At 69.6% G+C, this 19,659-nt stretch carries 16 protein-coding genes; 5 read left to right on the top strand and 11 right to left on the bottom strand.

Features of this window, described 5'->3' with window-relative positions; all coding sequences use genetic code 11:
* The first annotated feature begins 22 nt into the window (after positions 1 to 22).
* A complete protein-coding gene (locus tag AB0L53_RS07275) occupies positions 23 to 931 on the top strand; it encodes an LLM class F420-dependent oxidoreductase (protein ID WP_363991649.1) in 909 nt (302 codons plus the stop codon).
* Positions 932 to 993: 62 nt separating this feature from the next.
* Here AB0L53_RS07275 and AB0L53_RS07270 read toward each other — a convergent pair whose 3' ends face one another.
* From AB0L53_RS07270 to AB0L53_RS07220, 11 genes are all read right to left on the bottom strand, one after another.
* Positions 994 to 1,890: an oligopeptide/dipeptide ABC transporter ATP-binding protein gene (locus tag AB0L53_RS07270; protein ID WP_363991646.1), complete on the bottom strand. Its 897-nt coding sequence runs from the start codon at positions 1,888 to 1,890 to the stop codon at positions 994 to 996.
* Positions 1,887 to 2,972, bottom strand: coding sequence for an ABC transporter ATP-binding protein (locus tag AB0L53_RS07265; RefSeq protein ID WP_363991643.1), 1,086 nt, complete (start codon positions 2,970 to 2,972; stop codon positions 1,887 to 1,889). The genes AB0L53_RS07270 and AB0L53_RS07265 overlap by 4 nt, the downstream gene beginning before the upstream one ends.
* Positions 2,969 to 3,838, bottom strand: a complete 870-nt coding sequence (locus AB0L53_RS07260; protein ID WP_363991640.1) for an ABC transporter permease — start codon at positions 3,836 to 3,838, stop codon at positions 2,969 to 2,971. Before AB0L53_RS07260 ends, AB0L53_RS07265 begins: the two co-directional genes overlap by 4 nt.
* Positions 3,839 to 3,842: 4 nt before the next feature.
* Entirely contained in the window at positions 3,843 to 4,829 is a 987-nt protein-coding gene (locus AB0L53_RS07255; RefSeq protein ID WP_358544261.1) for an ABC transporter permease, read from the bottom strand.
* Positions 4,830 to 4,883: 54 nt separating this feature from the next.
* A complete protein-coding gene (locus AB0L53_RS07250; protein ID WP_363991638.1) occupies positions 4,884 to 6,575 on the bottom strand; it encodes an ABC transporter substrate-binding protein in 1,692 nt (563 codons plus the stop codon).
* Between the two features lie 56 nt (positions 6,576 to 6,631).
* Positions 6,632 to 9,022 (bottom strand): glycoside hydrolase family 2 protein, encoded by a 2,391-nt coding sequence (locus tag AB0L53_RS07245; RefSeq protein WP_363991635.1) that lies wholly within the window; start codon positions 9,020 to 9,022, stop codon positions 6,632 to 6,634.
* A gap of 92 nt (positions 9,023 to 9,114) precedes the next feature.
* Complete coding sequence (locus tag AB0L53_RS07240; protein ID WP_363991632.1) at positions 9,115 to 10,137, bottom strand: LacI family DNA-binding transcriptional regulator; 1,023 nt, start codon at positions 10,135 to 10,137, stop codon at positions 9,115 to 9,117.
* Positions 10,134 to 11,369 carry a CoA transferase gene (locus tag AB0L53_RS07235; protein WP_363991629.1) on the bottom strand — a complete coding sequence of 412 codons (1,236 nt, stop codon included), beginning with the start codon at positions 11,367 to 11,369 and terminating at the stop codon, positions 10,134 to 10,136. Before AB0L53_RS07235 ends, AB0L53_RS07240 begins: the two co-directional genes overlap by 4 nt.
* A gap of 68 nt (positions 11,370 to 11,437) precedes the next feature.
* Complete coding sequence (locus AB0L53_RS07230; RefSeq protein ID WP_363991627.1) at positions 11,438 to 11,806, bottom strand: hypothetical protein; 369 nt, start codon at positions 11,804 to 11,806, stop codon at positions 11,438 to 11,440.
* Between the two features lie 12 nt (positions 11,807 to 11,818).
* Positions 11,819 to 12,505, bottom strand: a complete 687-nt coding sequence (locus AB0L53_RS07225; protein ID WP_363991624.1) for a YbfB/YjiJ family MFS transporter — start codon at positions 12,503 to 12,505, stop codon at positions 11,819 to 11,821.
* A 152-nt stretch (positions 12,506 to 12,657) separates the two neighbouring features.
* Positions 12,658 to 13,368, bottom strand: coding sequence for an SDR family oxidoreductase (locus tag AB0L53_RS07220; protein WP_363991621.1), 711 nt, complete (start codon positions 13,366 to 13,368; stop codon positions 12,658 to 12,660).
* Positions 13,369 to 13,581: 213 nt separating this feature from the next.
* On the opposite strand from AB0L53_RS07220, the gene AB0L53_RS07215 reads away from it, so the two are divergent.
* From AB0L53_RS07215 to AB0L53_RS07200, 4 genes are all read left to right on the top strand, one after another.
* Positions 13,582 to 14,553 (top strand): LysR family transcriptional regulator, encoded by a 972-nt coding sequence (locus AB0L53_RS07215; RefSeq protein WP_363991619.1) that lies wholly within the window; start codon positions 13,582 to 13,584, stop codon positions 14,551 to 14,553.
* A 127-nt stretch (positions 14,554 to 14,680) separates the two neighbouring features.
* Positions 14,681 to 16,084 carry a glycoside hydrolase family 28 protein gene (locus AB0L53_RS07210; RefSeq protein WP_363991616.1) on the top strand — a complete coding sequence of 468 codons (1,404 nt, stop codon included), beginning with the start codon at positions 14,681 to 14,683 and terminating at the stop codon, positions 16,082 to 16,084.
* Positions 16,085 to 16,161: 77 nt separating this feature from the next.
* Entirely contained in the window at positions 16,162 to 18,765 is a 2,604-nt protein-coding gene (locus AB0L53_RS07205) for an AAA family ATPase (RefSeq protein WP_363991613.1), read from the top strand.
* Between the two features lie 147 nt (positions 18,766 to 18,912).
* Positions 18,913 to 19,659 (top strand): hypothetical protein, encoded by a 747-nt coding sequence (locus AB0L53_RS07200; RefSeq protein ID WP_363991610.1) that lies wholly within the window; start codon positions 18,913 to 18,915, stop codon positions 19,657 to 19,659.

Raw genomic sequence — 19,659 nt, 5'->3', positions numbered from 1 at the left:
GCGGGGAGTTGTGATGCCTGATATGACGATTGATGTCGCGGCGCTGAAGCGGCGCATGGGCCGAGTAGGGGTCTGGAACAGCACGCTGGGCGGCGAATCGGCCTCGTTCGAGCGCGACGCGGCTGCCGAGATCGAGAGCCTGGGCTACGGGACCCTGTGGGTGGGTGAGGGGCCGAAGGCCAAGGAGGCGCTGGTCCATTCGGCCATCCTGTTGAGCGGGACGCGGCAGATGATGATCGCGACCGGCATCGCCAACATCTGGGCCCGGGACGCCACCGCCATTACGACCGGGGCCAACGCCCTCGCGGAGGCGTACGACGGCCGGTTCGTGCTCGGCCTCGGCGTGAGCCACGCGCCCTTGGTGTCGGCGCGAGGCCATGACTACAGCAAGCCGGTGTCGGCGATGCGCGCCTACCTCGATGCCATGGACGCGTCGGAGTACGGCGGCCCCCTGCCGGAACCGGCTCCACGGCTGCTGGCCGCGCTTCGTCCCAAGATGCTGGACCTGGCCGCGAAGCGCGCCCAGGGCGCACACCCCTATTTCGTCACCCCGGAGCACACCGCGCGCGCCCGCGCGGTCCTCGGCCCCGATCCGGTGCTGGCGCCGGAGCAGACGGTCCTGCTCGACACCGACCCGGAGCGGGCCCGGCGGACCGCCCGCGGTTTCACGACGCACTACCTCGCGCTGCCCAACTACGCCAACAACCTGCGCGAGCTGGGCTGGGACGACAAGGACCTCGCCGACGGCGGCAGCGACGCCCTGGTCGACGCCATCGTGGCCTGGGGCGACCCGGAGACGATCATCGAGCGGGTACGGGCCCACCTCGACGCCGGCGCGGACCACGTCTGCATCCAGCCGCTCGCCGAGACCAGCGGCGAACTGCTGGAACACCTGCGCATCCTGGCCCAAAGCGACGTGGTCTCAAGCTGACAGTCCCGGCGCGAGCTCGCCGTCCCACCTCACGCCGCGGGCTCGCCGCCGCCCAGGACGCCTCACGCCGCAGGCTCGCCCTCCCCCAGGACGCATCGGACGCGGTGCTCCTCGCCGTAGGTGGGGATCTGGCCGGCGCACGCGTCTGCGGCGTACGGGCAGCGGTTGCGGAACAGGCACCCATCGGCGACGGGCGGGCCGCTCCTGCGCTCCTGCCGGGCGGGCCGCCCGTCCTCGTGCGCCGCCCAGGGGTCGGGGGCGGCCTCGGCCAGCAACCGGGTGTACGGGTGCCGTGGCGCGAGGATGACGTCGTCGGCCGGGCCGCGCTCGACGATCTGCCCCCGGTACATGACCATGATGTCGCGGGCGAAGTAGCGCGCGGTGGCCAGGTCGTGCGTGACATAGAGGACGGCCAGCTCCTCCTCCCTCTTGAGCCGGTCGATCAGGTTGAGGATCTCCAGCCTGATCGACACGTCCAGCATCGAGACCGGCTCGTCGGCCAGCAGCACCTTGGGGCGCGGTGCCAGCGCGCGGGCGATCGCCACCCGCTGCCGCTGGCCGCCGGACAGTTCGTGCGGATACCTGCGGGTGTAGGCGGCGGGCAGGTTGACCCGCTCCAGCAGTTCCTCGGCCGTGCCCGGCGACTTGTGGATCTCCAGGGGGCGGCGCAGGTGGTAGCCGATCGTGTGGGCGGGGTTGAGCGAGGCGAACGGGTCCTGGAAGACCATCTGTACGTCTTTGCGGTAGTTCGAGGTCTCCAACCGGATCTCGCCCGAGGTGGGCTTGGCGAGTCTGGCCAGCATGCGGGCGATCGTGGACTTACCGCTGCCGCTCTCCCCCACCAGCGCGGTGGTCTCGCCGGAGCGCAGCTCGAAGGAGACGTCGTCGACCGCCCGAAGGTGCTCCTTCCTGGACAGCTTGAAGGTCTTGCTCAGGTGGCTGACCTTCATCGACGTCATGAGATCACCTCGTGATCGGCGTGCTCGAAGCGGCGCTCCCGCAGGCGCCGGTCGGGGCGGGCGGGGTGCAGCCTGCGGTCGTACTGCAGGCAGGCCACCAGGGAGTCCTGGATCGAGTCCAACTCGGGCTCGTGGGTGTGGCAGCCCTCGAACGCGTACGGGCAGCGGGGCGCGAACGAGCAGCCCACCAGCTCCTTCGACAGGTCGGGCGGGCTGCCGGGGATGCCGTGCAGCGCCTGGCGTTCGCCGCGCAGGCTGGGGAAGGAGTTGAGCAGGCCGACCGTGTAAGGGTGGCGGGGTTGGAGGAGGGTGTCCTTGCTGGTGCCGTACTCGACGATGCGGCCGCCGTACATGATCGCGAGATGATCGCTGATCTCCAGCAGCAGCGACAGATCGTGGGTGATGAAGACGACGGCGAAGCCGAACATCTCCCGCAGCCGGTCGATCTCCTCCAGGATGTCGCGCTGCACCACCACGTCCAGCGCTGTCGTGGGCTCGTCCAGGACGACCACGTCGGGGTTGAGCGCCATGGCCATCGCGATCAGCACCCGCTGGCGCATGCCGCCCGACAGTTCGTGCGGGTAGGCGCCGATTCGCCGCGGATCGATGCCGACCAGCTCCAGGAGCTCGCGGGAACGCTCCTCCCGCTCGCGCCGGGACATCGACGGCTCATGGGTGGTGAACACGTCGTGGAGCTGGCGCCGGACGCTGAGCACGGGATTGAGCGCGTTCATGGCACTTTGGAAGACCATGGCCACCCGCCGCCACCGGAAGCGCCGCAGCTCCTCACCCTCCAGGGCCAGCACGTCGATGGGGTCGCCGTCCTTGGGGTGGAAGACGACCTCGCCGGAGGTGGTCCGGCCGGGCGGCTGGAGCAGCCGGTTGACCGCGTACGCCAGCGTCGACTTGCCGCAGCCGCTCTCGCCCGCGATGCCGAGGACCTGGCCGCGGCCCAGGTCGAAGCTCACGCCACGGACCGCGCGGGTCTGTCCATAAGCCACGCTCAGGTCGCGTACGGACAGGACGGTGTCGTTCATGTCGCGGTCGTTCATGTCGCGTACCGACGGGACGGTGTCGTTCATGCGGCCGCCTTTCGCAGTCGCGGGTTCATCAGCTCGTCGATGCTGAAGTTGATCAGTGAGAGCCCGGTGCCGAGCGCGGCGATGAACACCCCCGGCGGTACGAACCACCACCAGGCGCCCATGGAGAGCGCGGAGCCGTTCTGGGCGTAGTAGAGCATCCCGCCCCAGGAGGTGACCGCGCCGCCGCCGAGGCCGAGCGCGGACAGTCCCGACTCGGTGAGGATGGCGCCGATGATCGCCCAGACGAAGCCGGAGGCGATGACGGGGACGAGGTTCGGCAGGATCTGGAAGACCATGATCCGCCAGCCGGGCTCGCCGCTCACCCTGGCCGCGTCCACATAGTCGCGATTGCGCAGCGACATGACCTGGGAGCGGATGACCCGCGCGGGACCCGCCCAGCTGATCATCGAGATGATCAGGGCGTAGGTGAACGGGCCGCTGTCCTCGACGTAGTCGGCGACCAGGATCAGCAGCGGCAGCGTGGGGATGACCAGGGCGACATTGCTGAGCAGGGAGAACGCCTCGTCCACCCAGCCGCCGAAATAGCCGCCGACGACGCCGATGAACAGCGAGCCCACCGTGCCCAGCACTCCGGCGATCACGCCGATCAGCATCGACCCGCGCGTGGCGTGCATCAGCTGGGCCAGTACGCTCTGCCCGGTGTCGGTAGAGCCGAGCCACTGCTCCGCCGAGGGTGGTTCGAGCCGGCCGGCCACGAGAGCCTCGGGGTCTCCGACCAGGATGGGGCCGACGATGGCGAGCAGGGCGAAGAAGCCGACGATCACCAGTCCGGCGACGAGCTTGCCCGATCTGGGCAGGCCGAGCACCCGGTCCCGGGGAGCGGCCAGGGTCACAACAGCGGTCACTGCCTCAGCCCGCCTTCCGCACTCGGGGGTCGATCAGCCCGTACAGCAGATCGACCAGGAGGTTGGCGGCCAGCACGGCCACCGAGATGATCAGGAAGAGGCCCTGCATGAGCGGGTAGTCGGCGCTGCCGACGGCCTGCAGCAGCGCGAACCCCACGCCCGGGTAGGAGAAGACGACCTCGGTGGCGACCTGGCCGCCGACGAAGAAGCCGAGCGTGATCGCGAACCCGGTCACGCTGGGCAGGACGGCGTTGCGGGCCGCGTACGCGACCATCACCCGGCGCGGCCGTAATCCCTTGGCCTGCGCCATGACCACGTAGTCCTCGGCCATGGTCGAGACCATCATGTTGCGCATGCCGAGCAGCCAGCCCGCGATGCCGGAGATCACCAGCGTGAGCGCGGGCAGCGCGCCGTGGTAGAGCACGCTGCCGATGAAGTCGCCGGTGAAGCCCATGCGTACGTGGGCGTAGTCGTAGGCGCCGTTCAGCGGGAACCAGCCGAGCCCGGCCCCGAGGAAGAACAGCAGCAGCAGGGCCAGCCAGAAGTACGGGATCGCGGCCAGGAACGTCGTGGTCGGGATCAGCCCGTCCAGCCAGCTCCCCCGCCGCCACCCGGCCACCATGCCCAGGCCGACGCCGAGCCCGACCGTGATCAGCAGCGCTATCGACACCAGCCCGAGCGTCCAGGGCATCGCCTGGCCGATCACCGTGCCCACCGGGGCGGGGTAGTAGGTGACGGAGGTGCCCAGGTTCCCGGTGGCCAGCTGGCGGAGGTAGGCGAAGTACTGGACCCACAGCGGGTCATGGCTCACCCCGAACATGACCTCCAGGGTCTTGCGGAACTCCGGCGGCGGGGGTTGCCTGCTCTGGAAGCGCGACAGGATGATGTCGACCGGGTTGCCCCTGATCAGGCGCGGGATGAGGAAGTTGATCGTGAGTGCGGCCCACAGCGCCACCGCGTAGAAGCCGAGCTTGCGCCAAAGGTATGCCATGTGATTCTCCCCGGGCGACCGGGGCGCGCGGCCCCGGTCGCGTCCTCGTCGTTCCTACTGCACCGGCTGGAGGTTCTTGGCCACGATGCCGTTGTCGGGGTGGGAGAAGGGCAGGCCGAGCGCGTACGGGTTCTGCTCGCTGGGCCACCCGGTGACGTTGGTGGTCCGGAACTCGGCCAGGGCGCTGGACTGCTGCAGCGGGATGTAGGGCAGGTCGGCCACGACGGCGTCCTGGATGGCGTAGATCGCCTGCTTGATCGTGTCCGTCTGCTCCGGCGGGGTGTCGGCGATGACCTTCAGCGCGGCGTCCACGGCCGGGTTCTTGTAGCGGGCCATGTTCTGGTTGGCCGGGGGGATGTTCTTGCTGTTGAGGATGTTGTCGTACATGTAGTACGGGTGCGGGCCGCCATAGGCGTTCCACATCATCAGCTCGAAGTCGCCCTTCTGCTGCATGTCGACGAAGGCGTTGAAGGAGACCTCCTTCGACTTGAACTCGATGCCGACCTCCTTGAGCTGCTGCCTGATGACCTGGGCGGCCGAGACGTAGTCGGTCCAGCCGCTCACCAGATGGCAGGTCACCGACAGGCGCTTGCCGTCCTTGGCGTAGAAGCCGTCGCCGTCCTTGGCGTATCCGGCCGCCTCCAGGGTCTGGCGGGCCTTGTCCTGGTTGAACTCCAGCTTCGCCGTGGCGTACTTGGGCGAGAGGTAGTCCTGGAAGAGCGGCAGCACTATGCCCGCCGGGCTGGCCGGCTTGCCGAGCCCGGCGAACGCCAATTCGATGATCTTGTCGCGGTCGAGCGCGAGGTTGATGGCCTGCCGCACGGCCAGGTCGTTCATGGGGGCCTTGGTCAGGTTCGGCACCAGGTTGGTGACGTAGAGCTGGGACTCGTTCTTGTAGGCGTTGTGCTCGGGGTCCTTGGCCACGAACTGCTTGTCGGGGTCGGCCATGAACATGCCGCCCCAGTCGAGCTGCCCGGTGACCATCGCCTGGAGGGAGGCGTCGTTGTTGTTGTACGACCAGAACCGCATTCCGGCGATCTTGGGCTTGCCGGTGTCCCAGTGGTTCGGGTTCTTGACCATCGTGTAGCTCTGCGGCGTGAACTCGCCCATCATGAACGGCCCGGTGCCGACCGGCTTGGTGTTCGTCTCTTTGGTGGGCTTGTCGACCTTCTCCCAGATGTGCTTGGGCACCATGTACTGGTGGCCGGCCACGTCCCACAGTTTGGTGTACATCTTCTCGGTGAAGCTGATCTTCACTGAGGTGGGGCTCAGGACCTGGGCGTCCTTGATGTTGCTGCCGCCCGCGTTCAGGTCCTTCTTGTCGCGGCGGTAGAGGAAGTTGAACGCCACGTCCTCGGCGGTGAACGGCTTGCCGTCGCTCCACTTCACGCCGTCGCGGAGGGTGAAGGTGATCGACTTGCCCTCGTCGCCGAACTCGTACTTGGTGGCCAGGAGAGGCTGGACGTCACCCGACTTCGACTGGTTGAAGAACATGAGCGTCTCGTAGATCAGCCCCCAGGTGCCCATGAGGTTGGGCGCGCCCTGGACCAGGGGGTTGAGGTTCTCGTTGAACTGGCCGGTGCCGGCGATGACGTTCACGATGGTGTCTTTGGCGGCGCCTCCGGAGGCGGAGGCTGAACCGGAGGAGGGGGCGGTGCTGCCGGCGGTCAGTGGCACCCCGCCGCCCGAGCAGGCGGTGAGGAGGGCAAGCGTGGCCGCTGCCACGATCACCTTGGTTCTTTTCACCGAGGTTCTTCTCACCGAGGTTCTTTTCACCAAGGTTCTTTTCACCGAGGTTCTTCTCATGTACTTCTCCCAGGGGGGTTAGGCAGGAGGGCGGAGCGGTCGTTCACCCACCTCATGGGCACATCAGCCCCGATTTCCCGATTTATCGTGAAGCGATGGCTTTCGCCGGGCAGGAGGGTGATGAGCTGGTCGTCCACCTCGGCGTCGGGGTGCACCTGGTCAGGGAAGATCGCCAGATCCCGTACCAGCGTGTGCGCGCTGACGATGACGTCACGCCCCTCGACCGTCACCGTGCACCGTCCCTCGGGCAGGTCGAGGTCCTTGTCCGGCAGGAAGAACCACAGCGCCCTGCGCTCCCCCGCGCGCACCGCGATCAGCTCCCTCGCCGGGTCGGCCGGCTCACCCACGCCAAGGGGCACCGTCACCACGCCACGCGGCGGCACTTCGAGGTCGAAGCTCTCGGTCCGCAGCTCCGTACCATCCACGCCGAGCCGCGCGGCCACCGCGCCGCTCACCCACGGCTCGTCGGTGTCATTGACGGCCACCAGCGCCAACCCGCCGTCGCGCGGCTGCACGGTCAGCAGCCGGTCGGCGTACGCCCGGCGCAGCGCATGGAACAGCGGCTTCCTGCGCCCGTCGCCGTCGATCGCGGACCACGAGGTGACGGGCCAGCAGTCGTTGAGCTGCCACACGATCGTGCCCGCGCAGTGCGGCCACAGAGACCTGAAGTGCTCGACCCCGAGCTGGATCGCCCTGGCCTGGTTGACCTGCGTCAGGTAGTGCCAGTCGGCGAAGCCGGTGGGCGGCGCGAAGTGCGGCTTGAGCCCGGCGGCCAGCTTGAGGTCACCGTCGATCGCCTTCTGATGGAGGCGCATGCCGGGCGAGTCGGGCGTGAGCGGGTCGTCGCCGATGGCCCGCTTGATGGTCGCGTACGTCGCGGGCCCCTGGAAGCCGAACTCCGAGACGAACCGGGGCCGGTATTCGCGGTAGGCCGTGTAGTCGCGTTCGTTCCAGACGTCCCAGATGTGGATGTTGTGGTGGGCAGGGTCGTTGGGATGGACGTCCATCGACCCCGAGTACGGGCTGCCCGGCCAGTACGCCCGGCCAGGGTCGAGCTCGGCCACGATGGCGGGCAGCAGGTCGAGGTAGTAGCCCTCGCCCCAGGTGCGTCCGGCCAGCCGCTCGCGCCAGTGCCAGTCGAAAAAGCCCCAGATGTTCTCGTTGTTGCCGCACCACAGGGCCAGGCTCGGATGCGGCATGAGGCGGGTGACGTTCTGGCGGGCCTCGGCCTCGACCTCCGAGCGCAGCGGCTCCTCCTCCGGGTAGGCGGCGCAGGCGAAGGGGAAGTCCTGCCAGACCAGCAGCCCCAGCTCGTCGCACAGGTCGTAGAAGTCGTCGCTCTCGTACAGTCCGCCGCCCCAGACACGCATCAGGTTGACGCCCGCCTCACATGCCTGCGCGAGGCGCTCGGCGTAGCGGGCGCGGTCGATCCTGACCGGGAAGCAGTCGTCGGGGATCCAGTTGACGCCCTTGGCGAAGATCGGGCGGCCGTTGACCACGATCGTGAAGGCGTCGTCGGCCGTGTCCAGCTCGACCGTCCTGAAGCCGATCTTCCCCTGCCACCTGTCGAATTCGTCGCCGAGTGTCACGGTCAGCTCGTGCAGCGGCTGCTCGCCGTACCCACGTGGCCACCAGAGCTCGGGCTGGGGAATGTCGACCTCAAGTACCGCCGTGTCCGATGGGAGCGCTCCCATAGCAGACCTGCCGCAGACAGTGGCGGTGATCTGCAGTTCCTCCTGTACTGCTTGTACGGCCCGCTCGATCTCCACGTGCACGGCGACCCGGGCGACGCCGTCGGCGACGGTCACCACCGGCCGCACGGCGGCCAGCCGGGCGCCGCTCCACTCGTGCAGCCCGATCGACCGCCAGATGCCCGCCGTGACCAGGGTCGGGCCCCAGTCCCAGCCGAAGTTGCAGGCCATCTTCCTGATGAAGTTGTAGGGCTCGGTGTAGGCGCCCGGCCGGTCGCCGAGCTCTTCCTTCAGCCGCTCGGCGTACTCCCCCGCCGGCCGGAAGGTCACCGCCAGCCGGTTGCTCCCGATGCGCAGCGCGGGGCGGACGTCGAACCGGTAGGAGCGATGCATGTTCGCGGTCTCGCCCACGCGCACGCCGTTGAGCTCGATCTCGGCCACGGTGTCGAGCCCTTCGCAGACCAGATCGGTGCGCTCGTGCTCGGTGCCGTCCCACGAGAACTCCGTCTCGTAACGCCACTCCGTACGCCCCACCCAGGCCAGGCGGGTCTCATTGTCGTCGAGGTAGGGATCCGGGATCAGACCGGCGGCGAGCAGATCGGTGTGCACGCAACCGGGCACGGTGGCCGGAGCCCGCACGTCGCCGCTCGCCGAGCGGACGGTCCAGGAATCGGTCAAGGGGCGGAGCGGGGTCATCAACCCTCCGGAGTTGAGCAGCGGAGATTAGCCGTCATGCCATCACTAAACCCGTTTAGTTTCAATGATTGGTCGCGGACATTTCCGCTCGATTACTGAACCGATTCAGGACAAGGGGCCGTGCTCCCCCTGCTCACCAGGCGCGGCTCGGCCTGCTGCGAGTCGGCCACCTCCCGGCCCTGGACCAGGCTGAGCAGCGACCGGGCGGCGTTGGCGCCGAACGCGGCGATGTCCCTGCTCACCGCTGTCAGATGCGGCCGGGTCAGCAGGCACAGAGCGGAGTCGTCCCAGGCCACGACGGACAGATCGGCGGGCACCGAGAAACCCGCCTCGCGAGCGGCGGCGGTGCCGGCCACGGCCATCACGTCGTTGTCGTACACGATGGCGGTCGGCCGGTCGGGTCCGCGCAGCAGGTCGAGGGTGGCCCGCTCGCCGCTCTCGCCGCTGTAGTCGGCGTACACGGTGACGGCCGTAACGCCCAGCCTGGCCGCCGCCTCCCGCATCGCGGCGGTCCTGACCCGGGTGTGCCTGAGCTCCTCCTGCCCCGCGACCCTGGCGATCCTGCGGTGCCCCAGCCCGGCCAGGTGCGCCATCACCACGTCGATCGCGCCGGCGTCGTCGCTCCAGACGGCGGGCAGCCGCCCGGCACCCTCCGGTCCGCCGATGACCACGGCGGGCAGCTTCAGCTCCTCCAGCACGGCGATCCTTGAATCCTCGGCCCGCAGGTCGACGACGAACACCCCGGCGACCCGGTGCTGCGCCCACCATTTCCGATAAATCGCGATCTCGGTTTCGGGGTCCTCGGTCATCTGCAGCAAAAGCCCCACGGACTCCGCCGACAGCGTGGCCTCGATGCCGGAGATCAGCTGCATGAAGAACGGCTCCAGCCCGAGCGTGCGCGCCGGCCGGTCCACGACGAGACCCAGCACGTCGGGCCGACCGTCGAACAGGGCCCGTGCCAGGCTGTTCGGCTGCCAGCCCAGCTCGGCGGCGATGGCCTGGATACGGCGGCGGGTCTCGCTGGAGACACCGGGACGGCCGTTCAACGCGAACGACACCGCGCCCTTCGAGACGCCGGCCCGGCGGGCGATGTCGTCGATCGTGGGTCGCTTCATTCGGCCGTCCCTGGATTTACCGGTTCAGCTACGACACCCTGCTTGCGCAGCGTCGCGACGTCCTGGGCCGACAGTCCGAGCTCGGCCCGCAGCACCTCGCCGGTGTGCCGGCCCACCTGCGGCGCCGCCGCGGGCGGCGACTGCTCCCCGTCCATCACCACGGGCGAGCCGGGCGCCCAATGCCCGCCGACTCCTGGCTGCTCGACCGCTCCCATCAGCGGGTTCTCCCCCAGCAGCGCGGCCAGCTCGGTGAAGCTGCGATATCTCGACCACAGCACTCGGGCGGCACGCAGCGCCGACTCGGCCTCGGCGAGCGTACGGTCCTCGAACCAGCCCGCGAGCAGCTCGCCGAGCACCTTGCGATGCCGGTAGCGGGCGGGCTCGTCGGCGAAGTCCACCCCGAGCGCGGTGGCCAGCGCGCTGACCACGTCGGTCAGGCCGGTCGCGGCCAGCAGCCCGCGCCAGTGCCGGGCGGTCAGCGCCACGACCATCAGCCGCCCGCCGTCGGCCGTGGTGAAGTCGCGGCCGAAGGTGCCGTAGACGTAGTTGCCGCCGCGTTCCCTCGGGGTGCCGCTCAGCTGCGCCTCGGCGAGGTAGCCGAGGTTCCCGGCGGTGGCCAGGGCGACGTCCTCCAGCGCGACCCGTACCTGCTGCCCCTCGCCCGTCAGCAGGCGGTGCCGCTCCGCGGCCAGCAGCCCGACCGCCAGGTACAGCCCCGCCGTCACGTCCCAGGCGGGCACCAGGCTGTTCACCGGCTCCGCAACGTCCTCCGGGCCGGTCAGCAGGGGGAACCCGGTCGCCGCCTGCACCGTGTAATCCACCGCGGCCCCGCCGTCGCGGCGGCCGGTGAGCAGCACGTGGATCACGTCGGGGCGGCGCGCGCGCAGCGCCTCGAAGGACAGCTCCGGGTAGCGTTCGGAGTTGCTGATCACGATTCCGCCGCGCGGTCCGCCGCTGACGATCAGCTCGCCGACGAGGGCGCGGCCCTCCTCGGCGGACAGGTCCACCTCGATGGCCCGCTTGCCCTTGTTCAGCCCCGACCAGTACAGGCTCGTCCCGCTCTCGGCCAGCGGCCAGCGCGTACGGTCGACCGCGCCGCCGATCGGCTCGACCCGGATCACGTCGGCGCCCAGCTGAGCCAGCGTCATCCCGCTCAGCGGGGTCGCCACATAGCTGGAGATCTCGACGATCCGCAGGCCGCGCAACGGCTGCGAGCGCCGGGTGTCCGTCACCGGGCCGCCCCCTTCAGCACAACGACATCAGCAGTGAGACGATAGCCGCCCTTCCGCGCTTCAGGGGATCAGGGCAGCCGTGAGACCTGATAGTGGTCGATCAGCCAGTCGTCGCCGACCCGCCGCGCCAGCACGCACAGGTTGACCGTCACGACCGGCCGGTCGGTGAAGGTGAAGTCGACGTGCAGGTAGCCGAGGACGAGGTCGTCGGCCATCCGCCGGGTCTCCAGGATGTTGTACGCGGCGGTCATGCCGATCGGCTGCGAGTCGTAGTACTCGGCGACGCTCTCGGGACCGATGCCGTACGGATGCAGACCTTGGAAGATGGCGTCGTCGGTGAAGTACGACGCCACGCGCTTGGGGTCGTGCGCGTCGACGCCGCTCTTCCATCGGTCCAGGACGGTGCGGAGGATCTCGGCCTCGGCGGTACTGGTCATGGCGTTCTCCTGTCAGTGGTCGGATATCAGCGGTCGGATGGATGGATCTTGATGTGCGTCGGTTGGGCGGTGTCGACCCGTCGGGGCAGTGGGCCGAGGTGATGCGGGAAGCGATGGCGCAGCGCGGCGGTCGCGACCGCGGCCGGCGCGACGAGGGCGGCGCCGAGGAGCAGCGCCTGGTTGTAGCCCGGCGGTACGGAGGATCAGCACGACGACGTCGGACAGGGCGATCCCGGCGCCGATGCCGCCGAAGGCCCATCCGGTGAGGTGGTGGGCGTGACCGCGCAGCCCGGTGAGCATCGCGTTGACCGCGACGACGAAGATCAGCGAGCTCGCGACCCCGGCGACCAGCCGGAGCAGCCACCAGAGCGCGCCGACGTGCGTGAGCGGCATCAGGGCCAGCGTGGCGATCAGGATCACCAGCGACAGGCGCAGCGTCGTCCGGGAGGCGGCCATCGCGGGGGCGATGATCGCGGCGACCGCGCCGAGGAGGTAGCCGATGTAGTTCGCGGTGGCCAGGCTCGCGCCGAGCTGCGGCGACAGCCCGGCATGCGCGAGCATCAGGGGCAGGATCGCGGTGTAGGCGAAGCGGCCGATGCCCATGCCCGCCGCCAGCGCCGCCGCGCCCTGCCCGACGACCCGCCAGGGCCGCTCCAGCGAGGTCGCCTCGATCGTCTGCTCCGGTACGGCTGTCAACATGCGCCTTTCTCTCGGCTCTTTCGGCAGGTGAAGCTGATGGCAGGTGAAGCTGATGGCAGGTGAGGCGGGCGGCGGCTCTTTCGGCAGGTTGGGGGCGGGCGGCGCCTGGGGTTACCGACCGCCCTCGCCCCGCCCCCGGCCCAGTGACCAGCTCAGTGACCGGCGCTCTGGCCGCCGTCGACGTGCAGAATCTCGCCGGTGACGAACGGAGCGTGCTCGAGATAGATGATCGCGTCGACGATGTCGCTGATGTCGCCCATCCGGCCCACAGGGTGCAGCTCGGCCAGGAATTCGTGGGTCTCGACCGGGTGCATCGGGGTGCGGATGACACCGGGCGCGACCGCGTTGACCCGAATGCCCCGGGTGGCGTACTCGGTGGCCAGTGATTTGGTGACCGCGTTGAGGCCGCCCTTGGTCAGCGACGCCAGCGCGGACGGCACCTTGCTGTTAGCGTGATCGACGAGGCTGGTCGTGATGTTGACCACGTGTCCGCCGCCGCCCTGGCTGAGCATCGCCTCGATGGCCCGCTGGGAGATCTCGAAGAACCCGCGCAGGTTGACTCCCGTCACGAGGTCGTAGTCCTCGTCGGTGTAGTCGGTGAACGGCTTGGACACGAAGAGGCCGGCGTTGTTGACCAACGTGTCGATGCGGCCGAACGCCTTCAGCCCCTGCTCGATGACGCGTGCCCCGACGGCCGGGGCGGCGATGTCGCCGGCGACGGCCCGCACCATGGGGTCATCGGAATCCGCGATCGACCGGGAGTTGGCGACGACCGCGTAGCCGAGCTTGCGGTAGGCGGTCACCAGCGCCGCGCCTATGCCCTGGGAGGCGCCGGTGATCACGGCGACCTTTGGCGTACTCATTGCTTCCCCCTTGTAAGTGACTGTGGACGTGTGGCACCCGCACCGCTCCTGGGCGGTGCCGGCATGGGGGGGAATGGCTCAGACAGCGGGCGGCCGGGTCCCGACCTGCCCTGGGGCCATGCATTCCATCGTGCACCCAGCGGTCGCCGTCACGCCACGACGGGCTTGCTCTCTGCTGGTAGGCACAGCCTCCTACCGCACTACGATGGGCGGGTGGAGCTACGCCAGCTGCGCTATTTCGTGGCTGTGGCCGAGGAGCTGAACTTCGGCCGCGCCGCGGCCCGGCTGCGCATCGCCGGCCCGTCGCTCTCCCAGCAGATCAAGGCGCTGGAGCGGGACCTGGGGGTGCGGCTGTTCGACCGGGACCGCCGCTCGGTCGCGCTGACTCAGACCGGGGAGGCGTTGCTGGCCCCGACCCGGGCGCTGCTCGGACAGGCCGACGAGTTGCGCGCGTCCGCGGCCCGTATGTCCGCCCCCGAACCGGTCCGGCTCGGGTACGTCAACTGGCGGCCCCCCGACCTGGCCGCCCGCATGTCCGGCATAGCGCAATTGCACGTCGACGCGTGGGTCATGCCGTCACACACCCAGGCCGGCCGGGTCGCCGACGGCAGCATCGATCTGGCCATCTGCTGGGTTCAGACCGACGACCTGGCCGCCTACGACCTCGACGCTCGGCTGATCGGCGCGGATCGGCTCCACGCGATCTCCGCGGGCACCGACGCGTCCGTGGTCCGAGCCAGGGACACCCTGGTGCTGCTGGACGCCGACACCGTCACCTGGGACTCCTGGAACCGCTACGCCAAGGTGTTCGCCCGCGACACCGGATCCCAGACCGTGCACATCGACGATGGTGGCATCACCGACGCGGCGTTCTTCGACCACGTACGCCGGTTGCGCCGCCCCGTCATCAATTCACCGAAGGGTCAGACCACTCCCCTGCCGCCCGATCTCGTCCGGCGACCGGTGATCGACCCGTCGCCGTACTGGACCTGGGCCCTGGTGTACCGCCACGGCGAGAAGCGCGGCGCCGTACGAGCCGCCGTCGAGGCCCTGACCCGTGACGTCGGCAGGCTCGGCCTGGACGCCGATACGGCCTGGCTGCCGGTCGGCGACCCGTTCCGCCCGCCTGCACCGGGCGCGGCATTACCGCACTGGGCGAGGGGCACAGGGCCGACCGACGATTAGCTCCGCACCACAGAGGCCAGCAGGAGATCGAGCGAATCTCATCATTTCCTTCGTCAAGAATTGAATTCCGCCTGGGCCGCATTTACGCTCCAGAGATCCGATGTCTCCGCACCCCCCGGTGGTGACCATGCCATCCAGACGATCTCTACTGAAGGCCGGCGGCGCTCTAGCCGCCGCCACATTCGTCCCCGGAACCACGTCCGCGCAGGCCGAGGCCCGATCGGCTGATCCCTGGCGCCAGGTGCCGGACATCCTGCGCAAGATCCGTCCTCCTCGCTTCCCTGACCGAAGGTGGGATGTCACCGCGTTCGGCGCCGTGGGTGACGGCACGACCGACTGCACGGCCGCGTTCAAGGCGGCGATCGGCGAGTGCCATCGCAGGGGCGGCGGCCGGGTCGTGGTCCCGCCGGGACGCTTCCTCACCGGCGCCGTCCATCTGCTCAGCAATGTGGAGCTGCACGTGTCCGAGGGCGGCGTGATCGCCTTCAGCACCGATCCGAACGCCTACCTGCCGGTCGTCTTCACCCGGTGGGAGGGCACGGAGTGCTACAACTACAGCCCGTTCATCTACGCCCACGGCCAGCGGAACATCGCGGTCACAGGCAAGGGCACGCTCGACGGCCAGGCCAGGCAAGGGCCGTGGGAGAGCTGGTACGCCAACAGCGGCCCGCAGGGCGCCGATCAGCGGGCACTGCGCAAGATGGGCGACGACGGCGTCCCGGTCGAGCAACGCGTGTTCGGGGCGGGTCACTATTTGCGCCCCGCCATGGTCCAGTTCGTGAAATGTCAGAACATCCTGGTCAGCGACCTCACGATCCTCGAGCCGGCCATGTGGACCGTGAACCCGGTCCTGTCCACGAACGTCACCGTGCGCGGCATCACCGTCGTCAGCACGCTGTACAACACGGACGGCTGCGATCCGGAGGCGTCGTCGTACGTGCACATCCACGACTGCCGCTTCAACACCAACGACGACTGCGTGGCGGTCAAGTCGGGACGCGACGCCGACGGCCGCCGGGTGGGCGTGCCCAGCGAGAACATCGTCGTCCAGGACTGCGCCTTCTCCGGCCGCTGGGGCGGCATCACGGTCGGCAGCGAGATGTCCGGCGGCGTCCGCAACGTCTTCGCCGAGCGGTGCGTGATCAACTCCCCGGACTTCCCCGGCAACTACCCGGTGAAGTACCCCGTCTACATCAAGGCCAGCAAGAAGCGCGGCGCCTACATCGAGGGCGTCTACGTACGCGGCTTCACCGGCCAGAACGTGGACCGCGAGGTGATGTTCGTCAACATGGCCTACAACAGCAACGAAGGAGGCACCGAGCCGGTGTCGGTCCGCGACATCCGGATGGAGCGGACCAGGCTCGACGGCGCCGACGCCGTACTCAACCTCGTCGGCCTGGAGACCGACCACCTGACCGGGGTGCGCCTGGAGAAGTGCGCGTTCACGAACATCACCGGCGCGAACACGATCACGTTCACCGACGACCTGACCCTGCGCAAGGTGTTCGTGAACGGGGTGGAGCAGCACTGAGGCCCTCATCGCCCGTCACTCGAAGGCGGGCGATCCTTCGCCTTACGGTTTCCGTGGATTTATCGGATACTGCGGGCATGCGGTTGCTGGAGCGGGAGCCGTCGCTGGCGGCGCTGGCTGAGTACGCGGCCGAGGCCAGGCAGGGTGCCGGGCGGCTGGTTCTGGTCTCGGGTGAGGCGGGCGTCGGGAAGTCGGCGCTGGTGGAGCGCTTCCAGGATGAGCTGCCGGATGCCCGTTGGTCGTGGGGGATGTGCGACGGGCTGTTCACTCCGCGTCCGCTCGGGCCGCTCTTCGACGTGGCGGACCAGCGTCGTGGCGCGCTGCTGGAGCTGTGTCGCGCGGGGGCCGGGCGTGAGGAGCTGTTCCGCGGGCTGCTGCACGAGGTCAGTGAGCCCGGGACGCTGAACGTGGTCGCGGTCGAGGACGTCCACTGGGCCGACGAGGCCACCCTCGACATGCTGCGGTTCCTCAGCCGGCGGCTATGGAGCGCTCCGGTGCTGGTCATCGCCACCTACCGGGACGAGGGCTTGGCAGCGGATGATCTGTTCCGGGTCGCCCTGGGCGATCTGGCTTCGCAGCGGTCGACGCGGCGGATCGCGCTGGCGCCGCTGTCCGCCGACGCGGTGGAGTTGCTGGCCCGTGGGAGCGGGTGGGAGGCGTCCGCGCTGCACCGACTGACCGGCGGGAACCCGTTCTACGTGACCGAGGTCGTACAGGCCGGCGTGACAGAGGTGCCCCCGTCGGCGCGGGACGCGGTGCTGGCACGCGCGACGCGCCTGGACGGCGGGTCCCGTCAGGTGCTGGACGTGGCGGCGCTGACCGGGACCAGGGTCGAGTCGCGATTACTGGAGTCGGTGACCGGCTGCCCGCCGTCCGCCCTGGACGAGCTGCTCGGGTGTGGGTTGGTGATCGAGGACGGCCCGTGGTTGAGGTTCCGTCATGAGATCGCGCGACTGGCGGTGGCGGGGGCGGTCTCCGCGCATCGCGGCCGGGCCATTCACGGCCTCGTCCTGACCGCGCTGGCCGACCTGGGGTGCGACGACGAGGCTCGGATGGCCTTCCACGCTGAGGCGGCCGGCGATGCCGAGGCGGTCCTGCGGCACGCGCCCGCCGCCGCTCGCCGTGCGGCGTGGCTGGCCTCGCACCGTGAGGCGGCGGCGCAGTTCCGGCGGGCCCTGCGGTTCGCGGACGGGGCGGACGCCTCGACGATCGCCGGGCTGTACAAGGGGCTGGCCGATGAGGCGGCGCTGCTCGACCAGTGGGAGGACGCGGCCGATGCCTGCGAGCACGCGCTGGCGCGGTGGCGCGAGGCGGGCGATCGGCTACGGGAGGGCGACGCGCTGCGGCGGCTGTCACGCACTCTGTGGAACCTTGTCCGCGCGGATCAGGCGGTCGCCGCCGTCGAAGCCGCCGTATCGGTTCTGGAACCGCTCGGGCCGAGCGTCGAGCTGGCCTGGGCTTATGCCATCTTCGCCAACCGGCGCATGTTGCAGGCCCAGCACGACGCGGCGATCGACCTGGCACGGCGGGCGCAGACGATCGCCGAGCGTCTGGGTGCCACCGATGTGCTCAGCGATGTGCTCAACACCATGGCGGCGTCGGCCGCGGCCAAGGGCGAGGACTGGGTGGGGGGCATGCGCCGGGCGTTGGACCTCGGTCTGTCCGGGCGCCACCAAGATCAGGCGGGCCGGGCGTTCGCGAACTTCTGCGCCACGTACGTGAGCGAGCGGCAGTTCGCCGAAGCCGAGCCGTTACTGGTCGAGGGCCTCGCCTATTGCGATGAGCGGGACCTCACCACGTACGCGATGCATTTGCGCAGCGAGCAGGCCACCATGATGGAGCGGACGGGACGCTGGGACGAGGCGGTGACGCTCTGCGCCGAGATCCTCACCGTCACGCCGCTCTCCTCGTGCAGCCGGTTGTGCATCGTACGCAAGCTCGGCGCGATCCACGCCCGCCGTGGCGAGCCCGGCGTCTGGGCGTACCTCGACGAGGCGGCCGAGATCGCCGACCGTACCCGCGAGCCGCAGCAGATCGTGCCCGTCCGGCTCACCCGCGCTGAGGCGTACTGGCTGGAGGGGAAGGCGGACCACGCCCGCCGCGAGGCCGAACTGGCCGCGGACGCCTCCGAAGGGTGCGACGCCTGGGATCTCGGCGCGGTCGCCGTCTGGCTGCGGCGGACCGGCTCTCGCCGCCGGGCGCATGGCGCGCACGCCGAGCCGTACCGGCTGGAGCTCGGCGGTGACGTGACGAAGGCCGCGCATGCCTGGACCGAGCTGCACTGCCCGTACGACGCCGCGCTGGCCCTGGCACACGCCCCACGGGAGCCGGAGCTCCGTCAAGCCCTGGAGATCCTCACCGGCCTCGGCGCCTTCTCCGCCACCCGCATCGTCAGACGCAAGCTTCGCGAACTCGGCGCCCGGTCCCTCCCCACCGGGCCGCGAGCGGCGACCCGAGGGCATCCGTTCGGGCTGACCCGGCGCGAACACGAAGTGCTCGCCCTGCTCTGCGCCCGATGCACCAACGCCGAGATCGCCGCGAAGTTATTCATCTCCACCAAGACCGTCGGTCACCACGTCTCGTCCATCCTCGCCAAACTGGGCGCCCCGAGCCGCAACGCCGCCGCCGACCAGGCCATCAGGCTCGGCCTGGCCGAGTGGGAACCCACGGCGGAAAGTTAGGCATCGCCCGCCGCAATATAGGGATCGGCCACCGATCCCCACCGCCGCCCCATCCCCGTACGGTCGAGCCACTCACCACGACACGGGGACTCATTACGGCGATAAGGGGGCGGCATGGCGCGGCTTACCAGCCCGTCTGTCATAGACATGCGGCCGATTGTCATGGACATGGACATGCGGCCGATCACCAGCGACGGTCGCGCCGACCTGCTCATGGAGCTGCTGCGGCGCATCATCGACCTGTTCCAGCCCACGGACTCGCGCGCCGAGCAGTGCCTGCTGGAACTGGGCGCCCTGCTGGCACGGCAGGATCATCCGCCGGTCGAAGGGATCAGCCGGTCGGCCGCGTCCTGCCACCGCTGGGGACGGCAATGGCGGATCGAGCTGGCCGGCCGGACCGCGTACGTCGAGCACAGCGTGGGGATGAACCACCTGGCGCTCCTGCTGGCCAACCCGTACCAGGAGATCTCCGCCCTCGAACTGGCCGCCGGATCCACGCTCCCCGGACAGTCAACGGGCCGGGACGGCGAAAGCGCCCAGCCGGTGCTAGACGACCTGGCCAAACACCGCTACATGCAGCGGCTGTCACACCTGAGGGCCGAGATCGACGAGCTCGAGTCGATGAACGACTCGGAACGGGTCGCCGCGGTACGCGCCGAGCGCGACTGGCTGCTCGACGAGCTGGCCGCGGCCACCGGCCTCGGCGAGCGGACCCGCCACTTCACCGGCAGCGCCGAGCGCGCCAGGGTCGCGGTGGGCAAGGCCATCAGGCGTACGCTGAACCGCATCGCGGAGGCCGATCCGATCATCGGCGACGAACTGCGCACCACCGTACAGACGGGCATGCGCTGCTGCTACCAGCCCAGTTGGCCACGGGCCTACCAGGACAGGTGA

The sequence above is a fragment of the Nonomuraea sp. NPDC052129 genome (genome assembly GCF_040680095.1).
Lineage (GTDB): Bacteria > Actinomycetota > Actinomycetes > Streptosporangiales > Streptosporangiaceae > Nonomuraea.
The sequence above is the reverse complement of the archived record's forward strand: the minus strand, read 5'-3'. Positions and strand labels throughout refer to the sequence as shown.